Genomic DNA, 22,215 nt, shown 5'->3' with positions numbered 1-22,215 from the left:
AACAGTTAATTTTGTGTAAATGGATCGGCTGAAATGACCGTCATTGAAGGCGTGGTGCCTGAGGCAGCTGCGGACCCGAAAATGCCACCGGGGGTGGTTGTCGAAGGCCCGTTGGTCGACGCCAAGTTTCTCGATTCCTACATCGCGTTCGGCTTCATGATCGGTGGTTCGATCGCGGCGCTGGTCTGGGCATTTTGGCAAGGCATCGGCTGGGTCGAGGTTTCGGTCTTCGTCGGCATGTTCTTGCTGACCACGGTCGGGATCGGCTTCATGCATCGCTACTTCGTGCACCGGAGCTTTCGCTGCGGTCCGGTGATGCGGACGATCCTCGCCGCGATCGCCACGCTGGCGGTGCAGGGCTCGATCCTGAAGTGGGTGAGCAACCACCGCCGGCACCATCTTCACTCCGACAAGCCCGGCGACGTCCACAGCCCTTACTATGACGGCTTCGGCAACCGCTATGCGAGCTTCCTCAAGGGGATGTCGCATGCGCAAGGCGGCTGGGTGTGGGACCAGGCCACCACCGATGGCGCATATTACGCCAGGGATATCCTGGCCGACCCGATCGCCATGTTCTTCACGAGGACTCGCTGGTACTGGTACGCGCTGTCGGCGGTGATCATTCCCGGCGCGATCGGCTACGCGTTCGGCGGCGTGCACAGCATGATCGGCTGCGTGTTGTTCTCCGGCCTGTTCCGCAGCTACATCATGACCATGGCCACCTCGCTGGTGAACTCGGTCTGCCACAGCGACGGCCGCTACGGCTACCGCCGTTTCGAAACCAATGATGGCACGACCAACGAATTCGTGACCACGATCCTCACCTTTGGTGAAGGGCTGCACAACAACCATCACCGCTTTCCGCGCGACGCCTACCTTTCGCACGCCTGGTACGAGATCGACATCAACGGCCTGATCATCCTGGGGCTGGGGAAGCTTGGGCTGGTGCACGACATTTTCGGGGTCGGCGCGCGCCGGCGGTCTGCAGTGCCAGATGCGCAGCAGGGTGGGGCCGTCGCGAGTCAGAGCGCATTCGACGGCGTCGCAGAAGACCTTCGCTCGGCTGGAAGGTAGACTTGCGCGCTATTCCCGGAAACCGAAGCGGAGCTCGTTTGCGACTTGCCGTAAACGTTGTCGCTCTGGTGCTGCTCGGGGTCCCGACGGTGGTCCTTGCGCAGTCGATGGACTGCAGCAAGATCAAGTCTACGACAGTCCCGGTTGAGCTCGTCGTCAGGTTCGACAGATTTGAGCAGGCCTATCAGGTCTACAGGGAAGCCGGGAAAACGGCGGTGCTCTGGACACGGCAGACCACACCGCATGGCATCAACATCAGCAAGGCGGAAACCATCAACGGATTCGGAATCGCATCCTCCCTGACATCCACGGTGGACAAGGTACCGGATCAGGAAGCGCAGCACAGGTACTCCGGCATCGTGATCGAGGACAACGATCACCGGCACAGCGTATCATACAAGGTCTCCTGGACCTTCAAGTATCGGAACGGCACGGCGCGGCAGGTCGAGCAGGGCGTCGACTACACGTTCGTTTCGGCCGGGGAAACGACGATCGGATCGTGTGCGCTTGCCGTGTACCGCGGCGAGGTCAAGTTCACGGATGTCACGAGTGGCCAGACCGATCGCATGTTTCACATTTACTTTCCCGAACTCAGAATTGGTGTCACCAGTTTGACTCCCGAGCCTGTGTTCGTCAGCCTGAGTACGTCGTTCGAGCCGCTTCGAATGCTTCGGTAGCTCGTAAGATGAGGTGTGCTCTAGCGAAACCCATCAACGCCGATCAGCGAATGATGGGTTTCGCAAGGCATCTACCCGCTTGCGGGCTTCAAATCCAATCGCGCCTTCGGGAAACAAGCCCGCGCCTTGCGGGCTCACCAATCCGGATAGCCGTAAGGGTCGGCCATATAGGGCGGAGGCATCCAGGGGCCTCGCGGCGGTCTGGGCCGCCGGGGTTCGGCCGCTGGTACGTGCGGCCGGGCATGCGCATCGTTGTTCATCACGCTCCGCGCGACGGGCTTCGCGGCTGCAGACGCGGATGAAGCGGTCAGTTGCGTTTGCAGCGCCTGGACCTGCGCGGCGAGGCGCGCATTGTCCGCCGCATCCTTCTCCTGCGCCGCCTTGAGCTGTTGAATGGTGTCGGCCTGCTCACGCAGGGTCTGGTCGTTGCGGCTTTTCAGTTGCTCGAGCTTCCCGTTGATGCTCGCAAGCTCGCTCGTGATGGCCTTGAGCGATTGCGCGAGATCAGACGATGACGGGTCAGGCGCTGGCGCTGCGGCGGCAGGCTTTGCGGCGCTTTCCGTGTCCTTGGCGACCGGCGGCGCGGGCACCGGGCTCGGCCCATCCGCAGCAGCCAGTTGCACGGCTGGCGGCTGCGCCGCACTTTCCGCCGCGGATGCTTGCGGGGGCGGGCTTACAGCCGGCGGAGCCCATCGCGCCATGATCGACGTGCCGATTGACTTGGCCTCATCGCGATATTGCGAAGCGAAGGCGGCACCGAGCAGGCCGATCGCCAGCACGAGGCCGACCAAAGCGCGCACCATGGTCCGATCTCCCTTCAAGCCTTGATCGCGAACTCCGGCATTCGGAACTTTGGCATCCGGCGTTGGCGCCTTGTTTCCGGAAGTTGCGGCTGCCGTCCTACCGGCGGTTGCGTGCGAGGTGCGCTGGCCTTCGCTGTCGCGTTCCATTCCGGAAACCAGCCGGTCCAGTCGCGCCAGGTCTTCCTCTGCGCTCTTGATCCGGTCGTAGGCCCGCGTCAGCCCGCCATCGGCGCGCGCCTCATCCGGCTTGGCAGCGTCAGGCTTGGGCGCATCCGGCTTGGCGGTATCAGGCTTGTCGCTATCAGGCTTGGGGTCGTTCGTTTCAGGCACCGATGCGCTCTCCATCCGGTCGGCCGTCAATGGGAGGCAGTCCGATCACTGGAAGGATAGGTCTCGCCGCTGTCCAACACAACGCGTGTGCAAAGGAAAAGTTATGGCGGGCGCGGGAGCGGGGCGGGCGTGAGCGCGTAGGGGCTAGTACTGCGACTGCGCAAAGCGCAGTTCGCAGTATGAGTCGAGCGGAGCGAAGCCGATCAACGTACCCATCGTACGGGCATCCTGTCCCCGCACCGTCGAAATACGCAGCTGTCGTTAGTGACGCGTCGCGCGGATTTCGAGCGTCGTCTGGGTGAGCTTGGCCACGAACCCCTCAAAATGCATGACCCTTTGTCTGGTCATTTGTTCATGCAACCCGGCGATCTTCTGGGACTCGGCGACGAACGATTCACACGCCTGTTTCGCGTACTCCATCTGAAGCTCGAAGGCCTCGACGGGTGAGCGCGCTGTCGCGAGCTTTCCCAGGAAGGCCCAGGCGTGCTCAACGGAGGTCCTGATATAGCCGCTATAGGCATCGGCAATCGCCTGCGGGCTGGCCTGGGAGGGTTCCACCGGTGCGACGGGCGCGCTGGCAACGATCTCCATCCCGGACGGCAAGGCGGCAGCCGAGGGTACCTCCGCACTGCTCTGTCGGCTCGCCTCTACCTCTTGCTTGGTCTCTTGCCTGTTCTCTTGGCTGATCCCCGCCGAGGCATCCGGCAATTGATGCGCTGCAGTTGCGTGTTGCTCGTCGGCCCCGGACCGTTGCCTGGCCTTCTTCTTCCCGCCGCGCCGGCCGGATTTGCCCGTTGGCTTGTTTTCTACCGCACTCAACATTGCAAATGGCTCCTGAATATCGCTGAAGCCGCGAGCCTCCGTCGCGTTTGCGCTGAAATCGCGATTGTGGGCTGTCGCTTACGTGGCGGCCATGTGGTGAGATTTTGCCGGGATACCGGCAGGTCCGTAGGATGGGTTGAGCCCTTGCGAAACCCATCACTTCTTGTTGATTAGTCGGTAATGGGTGTTGCTTCGCTCAACCATGCTACGAGCTTTATTCCAAAGCCGTACCGTTCCATTGCGGTGACGGTGCACTTAAATGACGGCGCCCATGAACGTGAACTGATGCGGCAGAGCGGCGACAGGTTTGATGCGCTGTCACCGTAATCCTGTGACCGTATTAGATTGTACGATGAGGCCTGTAGCGAGATACAGGTGATGAAAGAAAGCTCTTCGCGAGTTGGTCCCCATTCTGGTCAACGGCCGCTCGCGCTGCGGGAACAAGTTCCTCCAAGGACCGACGATAGTCATCAAGAGCGATTGGCTCGGCATTCGGCGGTGGATCGATGCGCCGTATGGCAGTTGGACTGAGCAGCAGGCGTGCTTGGTTGATAGCAGATAGTGATTGCAGCCGCATGGCTGCGAAAATCACATCTCTCCAAGCTAGTTTGCCGCCTGAATTCATTTGATCTTGCGACACGATGTATGGGTCTTCACCGCAACCTATGCTGAGAACATCGATCTGATCGCGTTTGATATCGAAGCAAACCATGGCTTCAACGACCGCCAGCATAATGGGATTATTAGCCCAGACGCCTCCATCCACGAGCGTATAGTCGTTGTGTTCGAGAGGACGGAAATAGGTGGGGGCGGCGGAGGTTGCCAAAGCCACCTTCACCATAGGCTCCAACCGATCTAGTTTATAGTCGGAGTGGTGTGGTGTTTTGAACATAAAGACTTCGCTGTGTTTGCCCTCGAAAGCCGGAATACACAGACGGACAATAGAGTCTCCAAGGAGCTTCGCGCCCAAAGCATCGAATAAAATGCTCTCTAAGACCTTTCTTTCATAGTTGTAGTGGAGGAGGTTCCGCGCAGCTTGCCAATTCTTGCGGAGGCGACCTCGCTCAGGAAAAATGTCTCCGCCACGACAGGCATAGAGTTCGGCGAGATCTCGCGCCTTTAGGCCGGCGCCAAGTCCGAGCGCAATGATCCCTCCAGTTGAGGTGCCCGTGACCAGATCGAAATATTCAGCGATCGATCCGCCACCGAGGTATCGCCGTTCGAACTCGGCCAGAACGGTCGCAGGGAATAGTCCCTTAATGCCGCCCCCATCCAGAGATAGGATCCGAAAACGCCGGTCCTTCGGCCAAGCCTGTGGAATTCGTCGTTGCGGAATCGCTCCCTTCGAACGTGGATCGCCGGGTCTGAAGTCTCGGGCGGGTTCGAACATGCGTTGCGCCTCCTCGGCGGGTGCCGGCCTGGCCCTAGGAATTCGCCGGATATCTGCCAGTATTCGAAGAACAGCAGCCACTCCGACGTCCACGGAATGATCGTCGTCGCGATCGACATCTCCGGGGTCCAGAGCATCTCTTTCGGATCCCAGAGGCACAGCGCCGGCCAGGCCGGGTTGCGGTCGTTCCAGTAGATGTGCGGCAGAAGCGTCTCGTTCGCCAGCATCTCCGCGCCGACGAGCGGGTCGACGACGTGGACGGTCACGTAGTCGTTCGCGAGCGTCCATCCCTCGAAGATAGTTCGCCGGAAGTGGACGATGCGGACGCGGTAGGTCTTCGACGCCGGCCTGAGGGGGCCTTCCCACACCGCGATCCAGTCGGCGTGAGCCGTTAGGCGAAAGTCAGGAAAGAGGCGCCGGATCTCGGCGTCCTGTTCATCGACGCTTCGGTAGGTCATCGGGATGATCGCCGAAGAACTTGTGCGACGGCGCCGACCTGACGCTGCTCGGCGCGGCCGCGGTACCGGCGATCGCCGCGGGGATTGCCGCCTTACCTGGCATGAAGCGGCTGCCCATGGAGCCCACGTCCTGCCCGACCCGCTGGACGTGGTCCTTCACCGCCGACCGCGCCGGCTTCTCGCCGAACAGATCTTCGAGGATCTGCTGCATCTCGGGCAGTGCGATCTCGCCGCTCAGCCGCCGGAGCTTGACGGCGAAGTCGGTGAGTTCGCGGATAAAGACCGCCTGGTCGCTGAAGTCCCCGGGCCAGCGATCCGTGAGGATATCGTCGTTGCACATCGGATTTCTGGCGAAGACCTTCTGCCCTCGGTCGTGGGCCTCTCCAATGATCGCCAGCATGCTGTCGACCTGGAAGCTGAGCTCCTCCGCTAGCGATTTCGTCTGGTTCGCATGCGTGGCCACGTAGAAGGCCAGCAGCACCGACGGCGGCAAGCGCCGGCTACCGTGCCTCTTGTCGTAGGCCAAGTTGCGCCAGCGCTTGATCAACTGCAGCGCGATGACTGCACGCGACTTTTGATAAGCCGGGCAATGCTCAGGCACCGGCGCGGCGTCCGCCTGCTTAGACAGGATCGCGCGTTGGCGGTCGTAGTCCAGCGACCGCCGCTCGAAGAAGGTGCCGAAGTCCTGGTCCGGCGGAGTCCGGGAGATGAACCACTGCGCGAAGCCGTGCGGGTTCGCGAATAGCGACTTCTTCGCCCACGGTTCCTCTGGCTTCGAGTGGAAGATCAAGCCCGTCTTCTCGATCGGGCCGGCGAGGCGGACGGTGGGCGTTACATCGAGGTGCATGCCGTCGTAATTGACGGTGCTGCAGCGGGTCTTCCGGTCGGTCTTGAGGTAGTAGCGCGAGCCGCGCTCGCCGCGGATGGCCTCGTGCAGAATCGCCAACGCATCTTCAGGATCCACGTCGACGCGATAGGCGATGTCGGCCATCACATCGATGTCGAACTCCTCGTCGCTCGAGTGGCGCGCGACGGTCGCGCCGATGGCGAAACCGCCCTGCGGATAGAAATCGCGGACGGCTCCCGCTAGCGGGCTGTCCTGCCGCTCCAGCCATTCGCTGATGGCGTGATAGTGCTCGACGGCGACCTGGTAGTCCGTCGGGCTGAGCTGAATCCGGATCGCTACGTCGGCCAGTAGCACGTCGACGATGGAGTAGCTCGCGATCTGACGCAGGTAGCGATCCGAATAGTTCATATCGACGCTCCTCTACAACTCTGGCTTCAATTCCCGTTTCGTTCCTTCCACCATTTCCCGGCGGTCGTTGGCGACCGCCGGGATTCGCTCTTACTATCTACTATCGAAGCGGGCGGCTTCAGTTTCTCTTAGACGTACTGGCCGAGACTCGGCCTATCGACGTCGAGTCTCATTCTGAGCTATCAGCTGCACCCCGTCGTGCTGCCGCAAGTATCGCACTTCATACACGTCCCATTCCGCACCAGCGTGAAGTTGCCGCACTCTGAGCACATCTCGCCCTCGTAGCCCTTGGCCTTGGCTTCGGCGCGGCGCTCGGCCTTGCTGGGGGCGGCGGTTGCGGCGGTGCCGGCCTTGCTCCACTGCAACTGCTCGAGCTTCTCCGTCGGGGAGAGGTCGTGGCTGGCTTCCTGCTTCAGGGCGACGGCGCCTTCGAGGGCGTCGCCGACGCGGGCTGAGGTGCCGTGCGAGGCCAGGGCGGTGACCTTGTTGCCGCCGGCAGGCGCGCTGTCGTTGCCTTGCGAGACCGCGGTCGAGCCGCCGCGCATCACGAACAGGTTGTCCGTGCGCGAGCGGGTGAGGCCGCGCGAGACCAGTTTTGTCGCGTGGTGGCCGCCGTCCTCGTCCGGCTCCTTGCCTTCCTCGACGCCCTTGCCGAGCGCGTCAAAGCCCGTCTCGTTGGGATCGACGTGGGCGAGGTCGAAGCGGGAGAGGTAGCTCACCGCCAGCTCGCGGAAGACGTAATCGAGGATCGAGGTCGCATACTTGATGCTGTCGTTGCCCTGCACGGGGCCCGCCGGCTCGAAGCGGGTGAAGGTGAAGGCGTCGACATATTCGTCCAGCGGCACGCCGTATTGCAGACCGAGCGACACCGCGATGGCGAAGTTGTTGATGAAGGAGCGGAGCGCCGCGCCTTCCTTGTGCATGTCGATGAAGATCTCGCCGAGACGGCCGTCGTCATACTCGCCGGTGCGAAGATAGACCTTGTGGCCGCCGACCACCGCCTTCTGGGTGTAGCCCTTGCGGCGATCCGGCATCTTCTCGCGCTCGCGCATCACGATGATGCGCTCGACCAGCTTCTCGACGATCTTCTCCGAGACCTGGGTCGCGCGTGCGGCCATCGGCTTCTCGTAGAGCTGCTCGACCGCCTCGTCCTCGTCCTCATCGTCGCTGATGAGCTGCGAGTTGAGCGGCTGGCTGAGCTTGGAGCCGTCGCGGTAGAGCGCGTTGGCCTTCAGCGCGAGCTTCCATGACAGCATGTAGGCGGACTTGCAGTCCTCCACCGTGGCGTCGTTCGGCATGTTGATGGTCTTGGAGATCGCGCCCGAGATGAAGGGCTGGCTAGCTGCCATCATGCGGATGTGGCTCTCGACCGACAAATAGCGCTTGCCGACCTTGCCGCAGGGGTTGGCGCAGTCGAACACCGGATAGTGCTCGGCCTTGAGGTGCGGGGCACCTTCCACCGTCATCGCGCCGCAGATGTGGACGTTGGCCGCCTCGATCTCGCGCTTGGTGAAGCCGACGGCCTGGAGCAGGTCGAAGCCCGGCGCGGCAATGGCTTCAGCGCCGATGCCGAGCTGGTCGCGGATGAAGTCTTCGCCAAAGGTCCACTTGTTGAAGGCGAACTTGATGTCGAAGGCGGTCGGCAGCGCTTTTTCGACCTTGGCGATGGCTTCATCGGTGAAGCCTTTGGCCTTGAGGGTCGAGGCGTTGATGCCCGGCGCATTGGAGAGCGAGCCGTGGCCGACGGCATAGGCCTCGATCTCCGCGATCTCGCTCTCGCGATAGCCGAGCGCGCGCAGCGCTGCGGGGACCGCGCGGTTGATGATCTTGAAGTAGCCGCCGCCGGCGAGCTTCTTGAACTTCACCAGGGCGAAGTCGGGCTCGATGCCGGTGGTGTCGCAATCCATGACTAGGCCGATCGTGCCGGTGGGCGCGATGACAGTGGTCTGAGCATTGCGATAGCCGTGCTGCTCGCCGAGCGCGAGCGCCGCATCCCAGGCCGCCCTGGCATGCGCGACCAGGTCAGCTTGCGGGCAGGAGGCGTGGTCGAGCGGCACCGGGTTGACGGAGAGGGCCTCGTAGCCGGAGGCCTCGCCATGCGCGGCGCGGCGGTGGTTGCGGATCACGCGCAGCATGTGCGCGGCGTTCTTCTTGTAGCCGGGGAAGGTGCCGAGCTCGGCCGCGATCTCGGCCGAGGTCTTGTAGGTGATGCCGGTCATCACGGCGGTCAGCGCGCCGCAGAGCGCGCGGCCTTCCTTGGAGTCGTAGGGCAGGCCCATGGTCATCAGGAGGCCGCCGATATTGGCGTAGCCGAGGCCGAGCGTGCGGAACTCGTAGGAGAGCTCGGCGATCGCCTTCGAAGGGAACTGGGCCATCATCACCGAGATTTCGAGCACGAGGGTCCAGAGCCGGCAGAGATGCTCATAGCCCGCGACGTCGAACAGCTTGGTTGTGGTGTTGTAGAACGTCAGCAGATTGGCGGAGGCGAGGTTGCACGCCGTGTCGTCCAGGAACATGTATTCCGAGCACGGATTGGACGCGCGGATGTCGCCGGACGCCTTGCAGGTGTGCCAGTCGTTCATCGTGGTATTGAAGTGCAGGCCCGGGTCGGCCGAGGCCCAGGCGGCGTAGCCGATCTTCTCCCAGAGGTCGCGCGCCTTCAGCGTCTTCGTCACCTTCTTGGAGGTGCGGGCGTTGAGATTCCAGTCACCGTCGGTCTCGACGGCGCGCAGGAAGTCGTCCTTCAGCGAGACCGAGTTGTTGGAGTTCTGGCCGGAGACGGTGAGATAGGCTTCGCTATCCCAGTCGGTGTCGTAGGTCTCGAACTGGATGTCCTTGTAGCCCTGCTTGGCGAACTGGATGACGCGCTTGATGTAATTGTCGGGCACGAGGCTGCGGCGCGCCAGCTTGATCTCGCGGCGGAGCGCCGGGTTCTTCTCGGGGTCGAAGCAATCGTCGCCCGAGCCTTCGCAGTTGACGCAGGCCTTCAGCACCGCCTTGAGGTGCTTCTGGTTGATCTTGGATCCGGTGACGAGGGCGGCGACCTTCTGCTCCTCCTTCACCTTCCAGTCGATATAGGTCTCGATGTCGGGGTGATCGACGTCGACGACGACCATCTTGGCGGCGCGGCGCGTGGTGCCGCCGCTCTTGATGGCGCCGGCCGCGCGGTCACCGATCTTGAGGAAGCTCATCAGGCCGGACGAGCGGCCGCCGCCGGAGAGCTTTTCGCCTTCGCCGCGCAGACGTGAGAAGTTGGAGCCGGTGCCGGAGCCGTATTTGAACAGGCGGGCTTCGCGGACCCAGAGGTCCATGATGCCGCCCTCGTTGACGAGGTCGTCACCGACGCCCTGGATGAAGCAGGCGTGCGGCTGCGGATGCTCATAGGCCGACTTGGACTTGGTCAGCTTGCCGGTGAAGGGGTCGACGTAATAGTGGCCCTGGCCGGGGCCGTCGATGCCATAGGCCCAGTGCAGGCCGGTGTTGAACCACTGCGGCGAGTTCGGCGCGACCATCTGCATGGCGAGCATGTAGCGGAGCTCGTCGTAGAAGGCCTGCGCGTCTCCATCCGTGGAGAAATAGCCGCCCTTCCAGCCCCAATAGGTCCAGCAGCCGGCGAGGCGGTCGAACACCTGTTTTGCGCTGAGCTCGCTGACATAGCGCTCTTTCTCGGGCAGGGCGGAAAGCGCCTCGGTGTCGGGCACGGAGCGCCACAGGAAGGAGGGGACGGATTCCTCTTCGACCTTCTTCAGGCGCGCGGCGACGCCGGCCTTGCGGAAGTATTTCTGGGCCAGCACGTCGGAGGCGACCTGCGACCATTCGGTCGGCACCTCGACATTGTCGAGCTTGAACACGACCGAGCCGTCGGGATTGCGAATCTCCGACGTGGTCAGCCGGAAATCGATTCCCGCATAAGGTGACTGTCCTACCGTGGTGTGGCGCCGCTCAATCCGCATGGTCTTGCCCCGTCCTTATCCTTGACCGAACCGCCTCCGTTCAGGCGTCCCGGTCGACATTTCGCTTCGCGAGTCCTTTTGGCCGCTCGGCCTCTGGGCATCGCAGTTCAGCCGGTGGACCCGGCCCTTGTTCTCCCGGCGCGATTGTTCGGTGCACGCACCTCACATCCGCCGGCATGACCAGACCCATCCGCCCCCAAGGGGATACGCCCGACATGCGTTCAACGCCCACACCGCCTCTACTTCTCTCACTTCACGCAGGTGCTACTTCGCACCACCGTGAAGTCTGCCTGCCTTGCGAGCCTGTTGCCGGCCCGTTCTGGCACCCGAAAAGTCCGCTATCCGAGGGCAGACAAGCCCTCATCCCGCTGCCTTTGGCTGGCCGGCGGAGCTGAGATTTGCGAGACCCTTTGGGGGAGTGCCGGCGGGACGCAAACTCACTCGCGCCGAACGGTCCGAAAGCTAGGACTCTCCGTTGCGCCCGTCAAGAACTAGTGCGAGTTCCTGAATCAAATACTAAATATGGTGGATTGTGGGGGATAACAGGGGTCTCGGCCGCGCCTGTCGTGGAGCCAAGTATCAGTGAGTCCTCAGGGATTCCCAACCGAAAAAATTTGCAGGCCGTAATGCAGCAGGCGCTTCATCCCGCTGTTCACAGGGCAGCTATATTTTTGGGCGATGGGATTGCGTCAACGGGACTCACGTAGCCCTACGGAAGGTGAGGGCAGGCATGCCCGCTGAGGCGGTGGTTTGCGCGGCGAATCCGCGCCAAGCTGAGCCCGATTTTGCCGGACTGCCCCCATGCATGATTCGACGAGGCCGGTGCAGCGACCGCGCGTCGCCCCCGCCGGCCTGATGTTCCTCGCGATCACCTCGATCGGTTGGGGCTTCAACTGGCCGGTGACGAAATTCCTGCTCGCCGAGCTGCCGCCGCTGACGCTACGCGGGGTGACCGGCGTGCTCGGCGCGGTGCTGCTGGCGCTGCTGGCGGTGATCCGCCAGCAGAGCCTGCGGGTGGAGGGCGCGATCTGGCCGCGCCTGCTGACCGCCGCCGTGCTCAACGTCACCGGCTGGATGGTGCTGATGGGCCTGGCGCTGCTCTGGCTGCCGGCGAGCGAGGCGGCGCTGATCGCCTACACCATGCCGGTCTGGGCCTCGATCATCGCCTGGCCGCTGCTGGGTGAGCGGCCCACGGTCTTGCGCACGCTGGGGCTGGTGATGGCCTTTGCCGGCCTTGCCTCGATCATGGGCGGTAACGGCATTGCTGCCAGCGCAGAAAAGCTGCCGGGCATCATCATGGCGCTGTGCGGCGCGCTCGGCTTTGCCGTCGGCACGGTGTTCTCGAAGAAGTACCCGATCCACCTGCCGCCGATCACTGCCGCGGCCTGGCAGATCGGGATCGGCTGCCTGCCGATCTCGATCATCGGCCTCCTGATCGAGACCACGCATCTTTCGCTGGTGACGCCCGTCGGCTGGTGGCTCTTGGTCTATTCGGTCGTCGGGCAGTTCTGTATCGCCTATGTCAGCTGGTTCGCCGCGCTGGCGCGCCTGCCGGCCTCGGTCGCCGCGATCGGCACCATGGCGGTGCCTGTCATCGGCGTCGTCACCTCGGCGATCGCGCTCGGCGAGCCGCTCGGGCCAGGGCAGATCGCGGCGCTGATCTTCACGCTTGGAGCCGTCGTGCTGGCGACGCGCTAGCTCGCCGCCACCCCGCCATTCAATGCCTTCCGGATCATCTCGGCGAGCTGGTTGCGGCGGTAGGGTTTGGTCAGCAGCATCACGCCGTCGTCGAGCTTGCCGTGGTGGACGATCGCATTGTCGGTGTAGCCAGAGGTATAGAGCACCTTCAGGCCCGGCCGGCGCTTGGCCACCTCCTCGGCGAGCTCGCGGCCGCTCATGCCGCCGGGAATAACGATGTCGGTGAAGAGCAGATCGAACGGCTGGCCGGCCTCGATCAATTGCAGCGCGGCCCGGCTGTCGGGCGCGGCCACCGTCTTGTAGCCGAGGCTCTGGAGCTGCGCGGTGACGAAGTTGCGCACCAGCGTGTCGTCCTCGACCACGAAAATGGTCTCGGCGCCGCCTTCGGCCTGCGGCGCGACGGGAGCGGCCATGTCCGCCGTGCCTTCGCCCGGCGGCAGATAGAGCTTGATCGTGGTGCCGTGGCCTTCCTCGCTGTAGATCTTGATGTGGCCGCCGGACTGCTTGACGAAGCCATAGACCATGGACAGGCCGAGGCCCGAGCCCTTGCCGACCTCCTTGGTGGTGAAGAACGGCTCGAACGCCTTCTGCTGGACTTCGGCCGGCATGCCCGTGCCGGTATCGCTAACGGCGAGCATCACGTAAGGGCCGGGTCGCACGTCCGGATTGTTCTGCGCGTAGGCCTCGTCGAGCACGACCCGATGGGCCTCGAACAGTAGCTTGCCGCCGTTCGGCATGGCGTCGCGGGCGTTGATCGCCATGTTGAGCACGGCATTGGTGAGCCGGGACGGATCGATGTGCGTCGTCATCGGCCCCTGTTCCAGCACGGTCTCGATCTGGATCTGCTCGCCGAGGGTAGGGCGAAGCAGTTTTGCGATGTCCGCGATCGCGGCGCTGATCTCGACGTTGCGCGGCTGGAGCGGCTGCCTGCGCGCGAACGCCAGCAAATGCTGGATCAGCTCGGCGCAGCGCTCGGCTGCATCGTCGATCAGCCGTGCCGTGCGCTGGAGCTCGGGCTGGCCGTTCAGGCTCTCCACCAGCGTCTCGGTATTGCCGGAGATCACGGTCAGCATGTTGTTGAAGTCGTGCGCGACGCCTCCGGTCAGCTTGCCGATCGCATCCAGCTTCTGCGACTGGTACAGCTGCCGCTCGGTCTCGCGCGAGGTGGTGGCATCATGATAGACCAGCACCGCGCCCGAGATTTCGCCTTGCCCGTCCAGCATCGGCCGGCCGCTGATCATGAGATGGCGGGGAGGATTGCCGCTGTGCGGCCGGACGATCATCTCCAGCTCTTCGAAGTGCTCGCCGCGCAGCACGCGCGTCGACGGCAGTTCGTCGGCCTTCAGCGGCGTGACGCCGTCGCCATGATAGACGTCGGACAGCGCGCGCAGATTGCGCAAATTCATGCCGGCGCGATGTAACAAGATGCGCTCGGCGGCCGGATTGGATAGCAGGACGGCGCCCTCGGTGTCGATGACCAGCACCGCTTCCGCCATGCTGCGAAAGGTGCTCTGGAGCACGTTGACCGACAGGCGCAGCTCGTCATGGGCTGCGACAAGATGCTCGGTGCGCTCGGCCACCGCCGCCTCGAGTGCCTCCTTGGCGGCCGTGGTCTCTGTCAGCGTGCTCTGGAGCTGTACCGTGGCGCGCTGGCTCTCGCGCATCACCAGCGCGACCAGGAGCAGGATCAGCACGGCGCCTGCAACGTCGATGCCGAGCAGCACGGTCCCCGTGCGGCGCGAATCCTGAGAGCGCGCTGTGAGCAGGCGCTCTTCCTCGGCGCTCAAATGGTCGAGATTGCCCATCACCGTGTCCATGAGGCCGCGACCCTCGGCCTTGCTGTTGAGCGCGGCAATGCCGGCCTGATCGTTCTCGGCACGCAGGCGCATCGCTGCGGCGGCGATCTCGACCCGGCGCAGCGCCAGCGGCTCGGTGCCCTCCAATAGCGCCACCTGATCCTGACTATCGCGCACGTCGCGCTTGAGGTCGGCGAGGGCCGGCGCGATCTGGGCACGTACCGCCTGAAACTCATCGTTGAAGCCCGGGCTGCGATAGAGCTCGTAGCCGCGCGCTGCGCTCTCGGCGCGGCGCATCAGCACGCGCAGATCGGAGATCTTCTTCTGCACCTGGACGGTGTGATTGACCCATGCCGCATCGGACCGCGACTTGACGTCGAGGGCGATCGAGGCTGCCGTAATGATCAGGAGGATGGCAAGTCCAGCACCGAGAATGACGCGCTGCGTTGGGATCAAGGGGCTTCTTTCTTGTCCTTCGGCTGTGCGCTCCCGCCCGCGCCGGTGAGGCATTCCCGGATCGTGGTCAGCAGCGCGTCCGGCGTGAACGGCTTGCGCAGGCAGCGGGTCGCGCCGAGCTCCAGCGCCATGCGGAGAAAGTCGGGGGAAGGCGAGGCGGACGAGGCGAAGGCGTAGCCGGACATCGCGATCAGCGGCGTGGCGGGCGCCCGCTCGTGAAAGATGCGGATGGACTCGAAGCCGCGCATGTGCGGCATGAAGATGTCGACCAGCATCACGTCGAAAGTCTGTGTTTCGAGCGCAGCCAATCCCGCTTCTCCGCCGTCGGTCAACGTGACGTCGAAGCCCTGACGTTGGAGGAGGACCTCGATGGTCGCGCCGACCATCGGATCGTCATCAACCACGAGAATACGCGGCATGACACTTCCCAGTAATCGAAGTCCCCACTGCGGTTTGTGATATCCGCGAATCGTGGGTCGGGTCAATTTTGGATTGGGTCAACGTAGATATGCACGGCGCAGTGCATAAAGGTCCGCCTGCGTCGTCGCATAGGGGCGTCACAGTCGGCGAGTAACGTTTCCGCAAAGCCCGTGAGGGTCGATCGACACGCGAAAGGCGCCGCATCGCTGCGACGCCTTTGCTTCAAATGTCATCGATCGGCTTAGGGGCAGGGATGACGCAGGCCGTCATAGCCGAGGTAGGTGCCCGAAGCCGGGTCGTACGATCTGTAGCGCTGCGCGCAATAGGCCGCGGAGTCGCCGCCGCTGTCCGGCACAACCGCCACTGACGGCTCATCATAATAGTAGCTGTCGCCGTAGTAGTAGGGGTCGTCGTAATAGCCATAGCCGCCGCCGTAATAGGCGTACGAGCCGAGGCCGCCGATCGCGGCGCCTGCCGCGAAGCCGGGCCAGAAGCCACCGCGATGATGATGGCGCCAGCCGCCGCTCCAAGTGCCGCCGCTCCAGGTGCCGGACGGGGCGGTTGCGACGCTGCGGGTGCCGCTGAAGGTCGGCGAGACCGCGGGTCGGCTCACCGTGCCGGCCGCGAAACTCCCGCTGCTTGGACGTACCGCGGTGCCGGCCGCGAAACTGCCACTGCTTGGACGCGCCGCGGGGCCAGCTGCGAAACTGCCACCGCTTGGACGCGCCACGGGGCCAGCCGCAAAACTGCCGCCGCCACCGCCACCCATGCGTGCGCCGCCTCCGCCGCCTCCACCGCCGCCGACATGGCCGCCACCGCCCACGGTAGGACGATTCTGAGCAAAGCTCGGGCTCGCCAGCGGAAGAACCAGCGCCATGGCCGCGGCGGCACTCAAAACTTTCAGACTTTTCATGATCGAGCTCCTTTCCCGGAAGCCAACCCTGCGAAATGGCAGTGGTTCCTGGATCACGCCGGTTTGCATGCGTGCAGGAAGCGTCTCACCTGAGCGCTGTACCCGGGATGAACAGATCGCGTCCGATTTGCGGCAGCGCCCGTGCCGGGGGCCCCGCATTTGCGGAGAGCGCGGCTGCTCCTGCCGAACTGGACATTTCTGCGCCCGGATGGCATCAGGACCCGACGAAGCAGGGCCCTTGCCGCATGAAACAATTCTTCCTCAAGTTCTTCACCTGGTGGAATGGCCAGACGTTTGGCACGCAACTTTGGACCAAGCGATACGGGGAGCTGGTCGGCCAGGACGAGCAGGGCAATCTCTATTATCGGACCCGCGGCGGGGCCATCGATCCGACGCTCGGCTTCGAGCGGCGCTGGGTGGTCTATAACGGCTATGCCGAGGCGAGTCGCATCCCGCCGTCCTGGCACGGCTGGATTCATCACGTCGTCGATGTGCCGCCGACCGAGGCCAACTACCAGCCGCGCGAGTGGGAAAAGCCGCACCAGCCGAATCTCACCGGCACGGCGAAGGCCTACCGTCCCTCGGGCTCGACGCTCGCCAGCGGCCGGCGGCCGAAGGCGACCGGCGACTATCAGCCCTGGACCCCTGCTAACTGAGGTCTGTCCACTCGCCACTGGATGCACACGCATCCGCCTCGCAACCGCTGTGGACAACGGGAACAGCGGGGATGCCGCATGCGCCGGCGTTGTGCTCACGCCAGCGATGCGGCTCAATGGTCCCATCTTACGGAGATGGGAGACCATCGCGTTCGGTTCGGGCAACAGTTCGCGACTGTCCCGAGATGCAGCGGCCGCCGAGTAAGGACTCGATCGGGAGATAGGCCCCCGGTCTGGAAGTTCCGAAATCGCCCGATGGAATGTGCAGCCGCCGTAAGACAGGAAAGGCCGCTTGGGAAACCGAGCGGCCTTTTTCTTTGAGGCACTTCGTCAGCCGGTTTGTGCGCCTCAGTCGTAGCGCACCTTCGGGAAGAAGTCGCCGCGGCCTTCAGGCGTCATGTCGAGCAGGCCCCAGAGCGGATCGACCAGATCACCGGCGCGATGATGCTGCTTCGGCGCGGGCGGCGCGAAACTCATCTCCGAGCCCCAGAAGTGCCTGATCTTGCCATTCGCCTTCCTGAAGACGTTGAAGATCGTCTCGTCCCAATTCTGCCCGTCGGGAACGTGGTGCTGCGCGCGCATACCCTTAGAGAACTTCGAGGTGTCGCCGAAGTAGTCCGCATCAAAGGTGTTGCCGGCCGTGGACAGCAGCGACAGATGTTCCCAACCTCGTTCGTGGGCCCAGGCTGCGAGACGCGCGATCGGCGATTTCGCAACGATGTGAAGCGCCGCACGCTCGCCGACATGCCGTGCGGCGCCGTCGAGCCCGTCAAGCAAATGGGTGCAGCCGGGGCAGGGCAGCTCGCGCTCCGGCCCATACATGAAGCTGTACAGAACCAGCGTTTCATGAGGGCCGAACAGCTCCGACATCCTGACCTGTTCTGGCATGCTCGTTTTGCCGATGCGTTCGAAGACGTAATCTTGGAGCACCTCGCCGCCGAGCGGTAGCGCGCGACGCCTGGCGGCAACGGCCTCAATCTGAGCTCGGAGGGCAATCTCCTCATCCAGCAGCGCATTTCGCGCGGCACGATACTCAGTGCTTTCATTGGGGTAGTGGAGATGCTCCATGATTACGCTCCGGATGCCGTGAGTTTCGTGCGGGTCTAACTCCTCCCCTAAAAACTCAGTTCCACCACCGAAGGCGGAACGTCTACATCACCCGCGCCGCCGCGCGTTCGACGGCCTCGATACGGCGGACCTGGTTCGGCGCGATGCGCTCGTTGACGCGAGCAAGGACCTCGGCGGGCGCGGTGTCGGGCGAGCCCGCATTGAACGGCGGCGCCGGGTTGTATTCGAGCCCGAGCTGGATCGCCTCCGCCGTGGTGCGGTCGATCAGGATCGACACCAGCGTCAGCGCGAAATCGATTCCTGCAGTGACACCGCCGCCCGTCACGCGATTGCGATCGACGCAGACGCGCGTCTTGATGGGCGTGGCGCCGAACCGGCCGAGCAGCTCCATCGCGCTCCAATGGGTGGCGGCGCGGTAGCCCTTCAACAGGCCGGCGGCGCCGAGCGCCAGCGATCCCGTGCAGACCGAGGTGACGTATTTGGCGCCTTCTGCCTGCCGGCGCAGGAATTCGAGCACCTCCTCGTCATTGAGCAGATCGTCGGTGCCGCGGCCGCCGGGTACGCAGATCACGTCGAGTTGCGGGCAATCGGCGAATGTCGTGGTCGGCGTCACGATGAGTGCGGAATCGCTCGGCACCGGCTCGATCCGTTTCCAGATCAAATGCAGCTTGGCGCCGGGGACGGCGGCGAACACCTGCAGCGGGCCGGTGAAGTCGAGCTGGGTGACACGCGGAAACACCAGCAGTCCGATCTGAAGCGGTAACGACATGGGAGCCTCCGAAAAATGAGCTTGACGCCGGCAGGATGGCATGATGCCCTTCTGTCCGGAATGGCATAATTCCCTCACTTTCGGACATGACCATGATCGGCATCCTGATCTTCCCGGATTTCCAGCTGCTCGATGCGGCGGGCCCGATCTCGGCATTCGAGGTCGCCGCGCGCTGCACCGGCAAGGCGCCTGGCATTCGCGTGCTGGCGGCGACGGCGGGACTCGTGCGCAGCTCGTCGGGCGTCGAGATGATGGCGCGGGATTTCAAGTCGGCGAACGCGATCACGACGCTGGTCGTGGCCGGCGGCGCGGGCGTTGCGGATGCCGCGCGCTGCGAGATCACGCGCGCCTTCGTGCAGCGCCTGGCAAAGCGTGGCGTGCGGGTCGCGAGTGTCTGCTCGGGCGCCTATGTGCTCGCCGAAGCGGGACTGCTCGACGGCCGCCGCGCCACCACCCATTGGGGGCGGACGCGCGATTTCGTCGCGCGCTATCCCAAGGTGAAGTTCGAGCCGGACCAGATTTTCACACGCGACGGCAATGTCTGGACCTCGGCGGGAATCTCCGCGGGCATCGATCTCGCGCTCGCGATGGTCACCGAGGACCATGGCGAGGAGATCGCGCAACAGACCGCGCGGCACCTCGTGCTCTATCACCGCCGCAGCGGCGGCCAGTCGCAATTCTCCTCGCTGCTGGAGCTGAAGACGCCGAACGGGCGCTTCGGCGCGCTGTTGTCCTGGGCGCGCGAAAATCTCGATGCGCCGCTGACGGTGGAGGACCTCGCTGATCGCGCCGGCATGAGCGCGCGGCACTTCGCCCGCGCCTTTGCCGCCGAGACCGGCACGACGCCGTCGAAGGCGATCGAGCGGCTCAGGCTCGAAGCGGCGCGGGAGCGCGTGCAGTCCTCGCGCGAGGCGATCGAGCTCGTTGCAGAAACGACCGGATTCGGCGACCCCGAGCGAATGCGGCGTGCCTTCATCCGCGCCTTCGGCCAGCCGCCTCAGGCCCTGCGGCGCGCAGCGCGGGCAGGCTAGGGCGTGCGCTCGTTTGTGCGGGATGGCTAGGTCCGCTTTGCCACAAAAGCGGATGTCAACGAGGCAAAGGCGAATGTCCGCCTTGGGTCCGGAAGCTGACGATCAGATCAGCTCGAATATGAGCGATCGCGATGACTGCGCAACTAGCGAGTCCGCCGCCGTCTTACCAGCCAGTACACGCCGTATCCGATCGCGAGCATAGGCAGGCCGGCACCTGCAATCGGTCCGGGGGCTCCACTGACATGGGCCGGCTTATTCTGGCCGGGCGCACTGGGACAATTCCCATTGCCGTTGCAAGCTGAGGCAGATGGCACGATCGTCATCGCCAGAGTGAACGCAAATGCTGCTGCGGAAAGAACGCCCCAAGGGATCTTCATGGGATACTCTCCTCTCCTAAGGTTGCGCTTAGGTTGCGCCCCGCCAAGCAGCCTGCGAATTAAAGATATAATATTTTATCTTCCATTTAAAATTAAAAAGGGTAACCGAAGTTAAGCGGCATTGTGTCTGAATGCCGCATGACTCTTCGGGTTCCATCGGCGACATTCCGAGTTGGAACCGCCCGTTCGATGACGCTCGGAAGCAGACATCCTGGACTATGAGTACTGCTTAGGTCGTGCTGTTTGCTGCCGCCCCGCTCGACGTCTCTGCGCGCGCGGTCAAGCGTCGGGCGATCGGCATCAGCAGGTACGGCGCAAGGTGAATCGGAAATTGCGTCAGCGCAAAATAGAGCCAAGTCGTCGCCGGCAGCGCACCGGCGGTTGCCGCCAGCATCAGGCCCAGATTGCGCTGTGACACCATCAGGCCGATCGCGAAGGCGCGCTCGACGCCGACGCGGCGGAAGATCAGCGTCGTCACGGCGAGCAGGGTGAAATAGACCGCAAAGGCCAGCAGCGCGACGGCGATCGTGAACAGGGGATCGGTGATGAGGTCGCTGGCGACGTCGCCCATCACCGCGGAGGCGAACACCAGGAGGATGACGATGTTGATGCCGTCGATCGGCCGCTTGTGACGCTGGATAGCTGCGGTGCCGAACAGGCGGCGGATGATCGTCGCGGCCAGCAGCGATGCGGCGAGGATGCCGAGCAGCTTCAGGCCGAGCGTCAGCGGCGCGATGCTGAGCATGCCGCCGAGAAAGAGGCTCGCGAACAGCGAGGCGGTGAAAGGCACGAGCGCGGTCGAGGTCACCAGCGTGACCAGCACCAAGGTGGCATCGAGGCCCATCAGCGCGGCAAGGGCCGGCGCGGCCATCATCGGCGAGGCCATGCCCTGGAGCATCAGCGCGAGAGCCAAGCCGGGTGAGCTCGTGGTGAGCCCGGTCGCGTAGGCGGCGAGGGCGACGGTCAGCGGCACGCCGATCGTGGTCCAGGCCGTGGCGGCCGCGACCAGCGCCGGCCGGCGCAGATGTCCGTACAGCGCGACGAGATCGACCCGCATGAAGGAGATGCAGAGCAGAAGGAAGATCGCCTCGGTGACATAGGGACGCAGCAGCGCACCAAGGGGCGGCACCGCGACCGCGATGAAGGCGATGGCCGCCACCGCGCGCGTGCCCTGACCGCCGAGCCATGTCAGCCCGCGCAGGGGGAGAGCGAAGACGGTTTGAGGAACGGAGGGCATGCGGAACGGCGTCAGCCCAGCGCCTTCAGCCACGCGCCGATCTCGCGCACGGCGACGTTGGCCTCTCGCAACAATTTTCCCATCGTGAAGAAGCCGTGGAACTGACCGGGATAGTGCTTGGTAGTCACGGGCACACCGGCCTGCTTCAGACGCTCGGCATATTCGTCGCCTTCGTCGCGGAGAGGATCGGCGCCGGCGGTCAGCACATAGGCCGGCGGCAGGCCAATGAGGCTCGCAGCGCGCGCGGGCGAGGCGCGCCAGTCGTGGATGTCGGCCGCGCCATTGAGATAGTGGTCGCGGAACCAGCGGATCACCGAATGGGTCAGCAGCACGCTGGTCTCGGGCTCGCTGTGGGAGCCGTGCGTCATCGCGAAATCGGTGGCCGGATAGATCAGGACTTGGCCCGCGAGCGCGAGACCGTTGCCGTCGCGCGCGGCGAGTGCCACGACCGCGGTGAGATTGCCGCCGGCGCTGTCGCCGCCGATCGAGAGGCGCGAAGCGTCGATGCCGAGCTGGTGCGCATTCGCGGCGACCCATTTGGTCGCGGCGATGGCGTCCTCGACGGCGGCGGGAAACTTGTGCTCGGGCGCAAGGCGATAGTCGACCGAGATCACGATCAGCGCGCCTTCGACCGCGAGCTGGCGGCAGACGACGTCGTGGGAGTCGAGATCGCCGATCACCCAGCCGCCGCCGTGGAAGAACACCAGCGCCGGCGACAGGCCGTCGTGCCGGCGCGGTTCCTTCGGAACGTAGAGGCGGGCAGGGATCACGCCGTGCGGCGCCGGGATCGCGAGCTGCGTGACGCGGGCGAGCTCCGGCGGCTCGGGGTTGGTGGCAAAGCGCGCCTGCGAGTAGTAGGCGCGCGCCTCCGGTGCGGTCAGGGTCTCGTAGGCGGGCCGGCCGGCCTCCTGGAACGCCTTGTAGACGGCAGCTGCATCGGGATCGAGCACGACGGGCATGGGGGGCGGCCTCAGGGTTTCCAGTTATGGTTGGACCGTCGTTTCGGGGGCGAAGCCCGCCGCGGCCCCGGGG

18 protein-coding genes are annotated in these 22,215 nt (G+C 64.3%); 5 read left to right on the top strand and 13 right to left on the bottom strand.

The genetic code is table 11. The annotated features are described in order from the left end of the window. Nucleotides 1–33: 33 nt before the first annotated feature. Together ACNJX8_RS22900 and ACNJX8_RS22895 are read left to right on the top strand one after the other, a co-directional pair. Nucleotides 34–1,074 carry an acyl-CoA desaturase gene (locus ACNJX8_RS22900; protein WP_439356837.1) on the top strand — a complete coding sequence of 347 codons (1,041 nt, stop codon included), beginning with the start codon at nucleotides 34–36 and terminating at the stop codon, nucleotides 1,072–1,074. Between the two features lie 2 nt (nucleotides 1,075–1,076). Further along, nucleotides 1,077–1,751, top strand: coding sequence for a hypothetical protein (locus ACNJX8_RS22895; protein ID WP_439356836.1), 675 nt, complete (start codon nucleotides 1,077–1,079; stop codon nucleotides 1,749–1,751). 134 nt (nucleotides 1,752–1,885) lie between these two features. Here ACNJX8_RS22895 and ACNJX8_RS22890 read toward each other — a convergent pair whose 3' ends face one another. From ACNJX8_RS22890 to ACNJX8_RS22865, 6 genes are all read right to left on the bottom strand, one after another. Then, entirely contained in the window at nucleotides 1,886–2,899 is a 1,014-nt protein-coding gene (locus ACNJX8_RS22890) for a hypothetical protein (protein ID WP_439361959.1), read from the bottom strand. A gap of 246 nt (nucleotides 2,900–3,145) precedes the next feature. Beyond that, the gene (locus ACNJX8_RS22885; RefSeq protein ID WP_439356835.1) at nucleotides 3,146–3,706 is read right to left on the bottom strand and encodes a phasin family protein; all 561 of its coding nucleotides are present in this window, start codon (nucleotides 3,704–3,706) and stop codon (nucleotides 3,146–3,148) included. A 340-nt stretch (nucleotides 3,707–4,046) separates the two neighbouring features. Continuing rightward, nucleotides 4,047–4,940 carry a CBASS cGAMP-activated phospholipase gene (locus tag ACNJX8_RS22880; RefSeq protein ID WP_439361958.1) on the bottom strand — a complete coding sequence of 298 codons (894 nt, stop codon included), beginning with the start codon at nucleotides 4,938–4,940 and terminating at the stop codon, nucleotides 4,047–4,049. After that, nucleotides 4,826–5,554 (bottom strand): hypothetical protein, encoded by a 729-nt coding sequence (locus tag ACNJX8_RS22875; protein ID WP_439362062.1) that lies wholly within the window; start codon nucleotides 5,552–5,554, stop codon nucleotides 4,826–4,828. Before ACNJX8_RS22875 ends, ACNJX8_RS22880 begins: the two co-directional genes overlap by 115 nt. Continuing rightward, nucleotides 5,532–6,809: a nucleotidyltransferase domain-containing protein gene (locus ACNJX8_RS22870; RefSeq protein WP_439356834.1), complete on the bottom strand. Its 1,278-nt coding sequence runs from the start codon at nucleotides 6,807–6,809 to the stop codon at nucleotides 5,532–5,534. Before ACNJX8_RS22870 ends, ACNJX8_RS22875 begins: the two co-directional genes overlap by 23 nt. 182 nt (nucleotides 6,810–6,991) lie before the next feature. After that, nucleotides 6,992–10,762 (bottom strand): vitamin B12-dependent ribonucleotide reductase, encoded by a 3,771-nt coding sequence (locus ACNJX8_RS22865; protein ID WP_439356833.1) that lies wholly within the window; start codon nucleotides 10,760–10,762, stop codon nucleotides 6,992–6,994. An 801-nt stretch (nucleotides 10,763–11,563) separates the two neighbouring features. On the opposite strand from ACNJX8_RS22865, the gene ACNJX8_RS22860 reads away from it, so the two are divergent. Further along, complete coding sequence (locus ACNJX8_RS22860; protein WP_439356832.1) at nucleotides 11,564–12,460, top strand: DMT family transporter; 897 nt, start codon at nucleotides 11,564–11,566, stop codon at nucleotides 12,458–12,460. Here the strand turns inward: ACNJX8_RS22860 and ACNJX8_RS22855 are convergent. The 3 genes from ACNJX8_RS22855 to ACNJX8_RS22845 form a co-directional block, all read right to left on the bottom strand. After that, complete coding sequence (locus tag ACNJX8_RS22855) at nucleotides 12,457–14,712, bottom strand: CHASE3 domain-containing protein (protein ID WP_439356831.1); 2,256 nt, start codon at nucleotides 14,710–14,712, stop codon at nucleotides 12,457–12,459. The genes ACNJX8_RS22860 and ACNJX8_RS22855 overlap by 4 nt on opposite strands. Continuing rightward, nucleotides 14,709–15,131 carry a response regulator gene (locus tag ACNJX8_RS22850; RefSeq protein WP_091888060.1) on the bottom strand — a complete coding sequence of 141 codons (423 nt, stop codon included), beginning with the start codon at nucleotides 15,129–15,131 and terminating at the stop codon, nucleotides 14,709–14,711. The genes ACNJX8_RS22855 and ACNJX8_RS22850 overlap by 4 nt, the downstream gene beginning before the upstream one ends. A gap of 242 nt (nucleotides 15,132–15,373) precedes the next feature. Continuing rightward, nucleotides 15,374–16,045: a BA14K family protein gene (locus ACNJX8_RS22845; RefSeq protein ID WP_439356830.1), complete on the bottom strand. Its 672-nt coding sequence runs from the start codon at nucleotides 16,043–16,045 to the stop codon at nucleotides 15,374–15,376. A 245-nt stretch (nucleotides 16,046–16,290) separates the two neighbouring features. Here ACNJX8_RS22845 and ACNJX8_RS22840 point away from each other — a divergent pair, with 245 nt between their 5' ends. Continuing rightward, nucleotides 16,291–16,701, top strand: coding sequence for an NADH:ubiquinone oxidoreductase subunit NDUFA12 (locus ACNJX8_RS22840; protein WP_128934126.1), 411 nt, complete (start codon nucleotides 16,291–16,293; stop codon nucleotides 16,699–16,701). Between the two features lie 348 nt (nucleotides 16,702–17,049). Here the strand turns inward: ACNJX8_RS22840 and ACNJX8_RS22835 are convergent, their stop codons facing one another. Further along, nucleotides 17,050–17,769, bottom strand: coding sequence for a DUF899 family protein (locus ACNJX8_RS22835; RefSeq protein WP_091888168.1), 720 nt, complete (start codon nucleotides 17,767–17,769; stop codon nucleotides 17,050–17,052). Nucleotides 17,770–17,851: 82 nt separating this feature from the next. Further along, nucleotides 17,852–18,538: a DJ-1/PfpI family protein gene (locus ACNJX8_RS22830; RefSeq protein WP_128934125.1), complete on the bottom strand. Its 687-nt coding sequence runs from the start codon at nucleotides 18,536–18,538 to the stop codon at nucleotides 17,852–17,854. 92 nt (nucleotides 18,539–18,630) lie between these two features. Here ACNJX8_RS22830 and ACNJX8_RS22825 point away from each other — a divergent pair, with 92 nt between their 5' ends. Continuing rightward, nucleotides 18,631–19,569: a GlxA family transcriptional regulator gene (locus ACNJX8_RS22825; protein WP_439356829.1), complete on the top strand. Its 939-nt coding sequence runs from the start codon at nucleotides 18,631–18,633 to the stop codon at nucleotides 19,567–19,569. Nucleotides 19,570–20,175: 606 nt separating this feature from the next. Here the strand turns inward: ACNJX8_RS22825 and ACNJX8_RS22820 are convergent. Next, nucleotides 20,176–21,183, bottom strand: a complete 1,008-nt coding sequence (locus ACNJX8_RS22820; RefSeq protein WP_439361957.1) for a Na+-dependent transporter — start codon at nucleotides 21,181–21,183, stop codon at nucleotides 20,176–20,178. A gap of 11 nt (nucleotides 21,184–21,194) precedes the next feature. Beyond that, nucleotides 21,195–22,142, bottom strand: coding sequence for an alpha/beta hydrolase (locus ACNJX8_RS22815; RefSeq protein WP_439356828.1), 948 nt, complete (start codon nucleotides 22,140–22,142; stop codon nucleotides 21,195–21,197). Nucleotides 22,143–22,215: the final 73 nt, after the last annotated feature.

The sequence above is a fragment of the Bradyrhizobium sp. SPXBL-04 genome, from assembly GCF_051853035.1.
In the GTDB taxonomy this organism is placed as follows: domain Bacteria; phylum Pseudomonadota; class Alphaproteobacteria; order Rhizobiales; family Xanthobacteraceae; genus Bradyrhizobium; species Bradyrhizobium zhanjiangense.
Note: the sequence above shows the minus strand (reverse complement) of the source record. Positions and strands in the feature narration are given on the sequence as shown.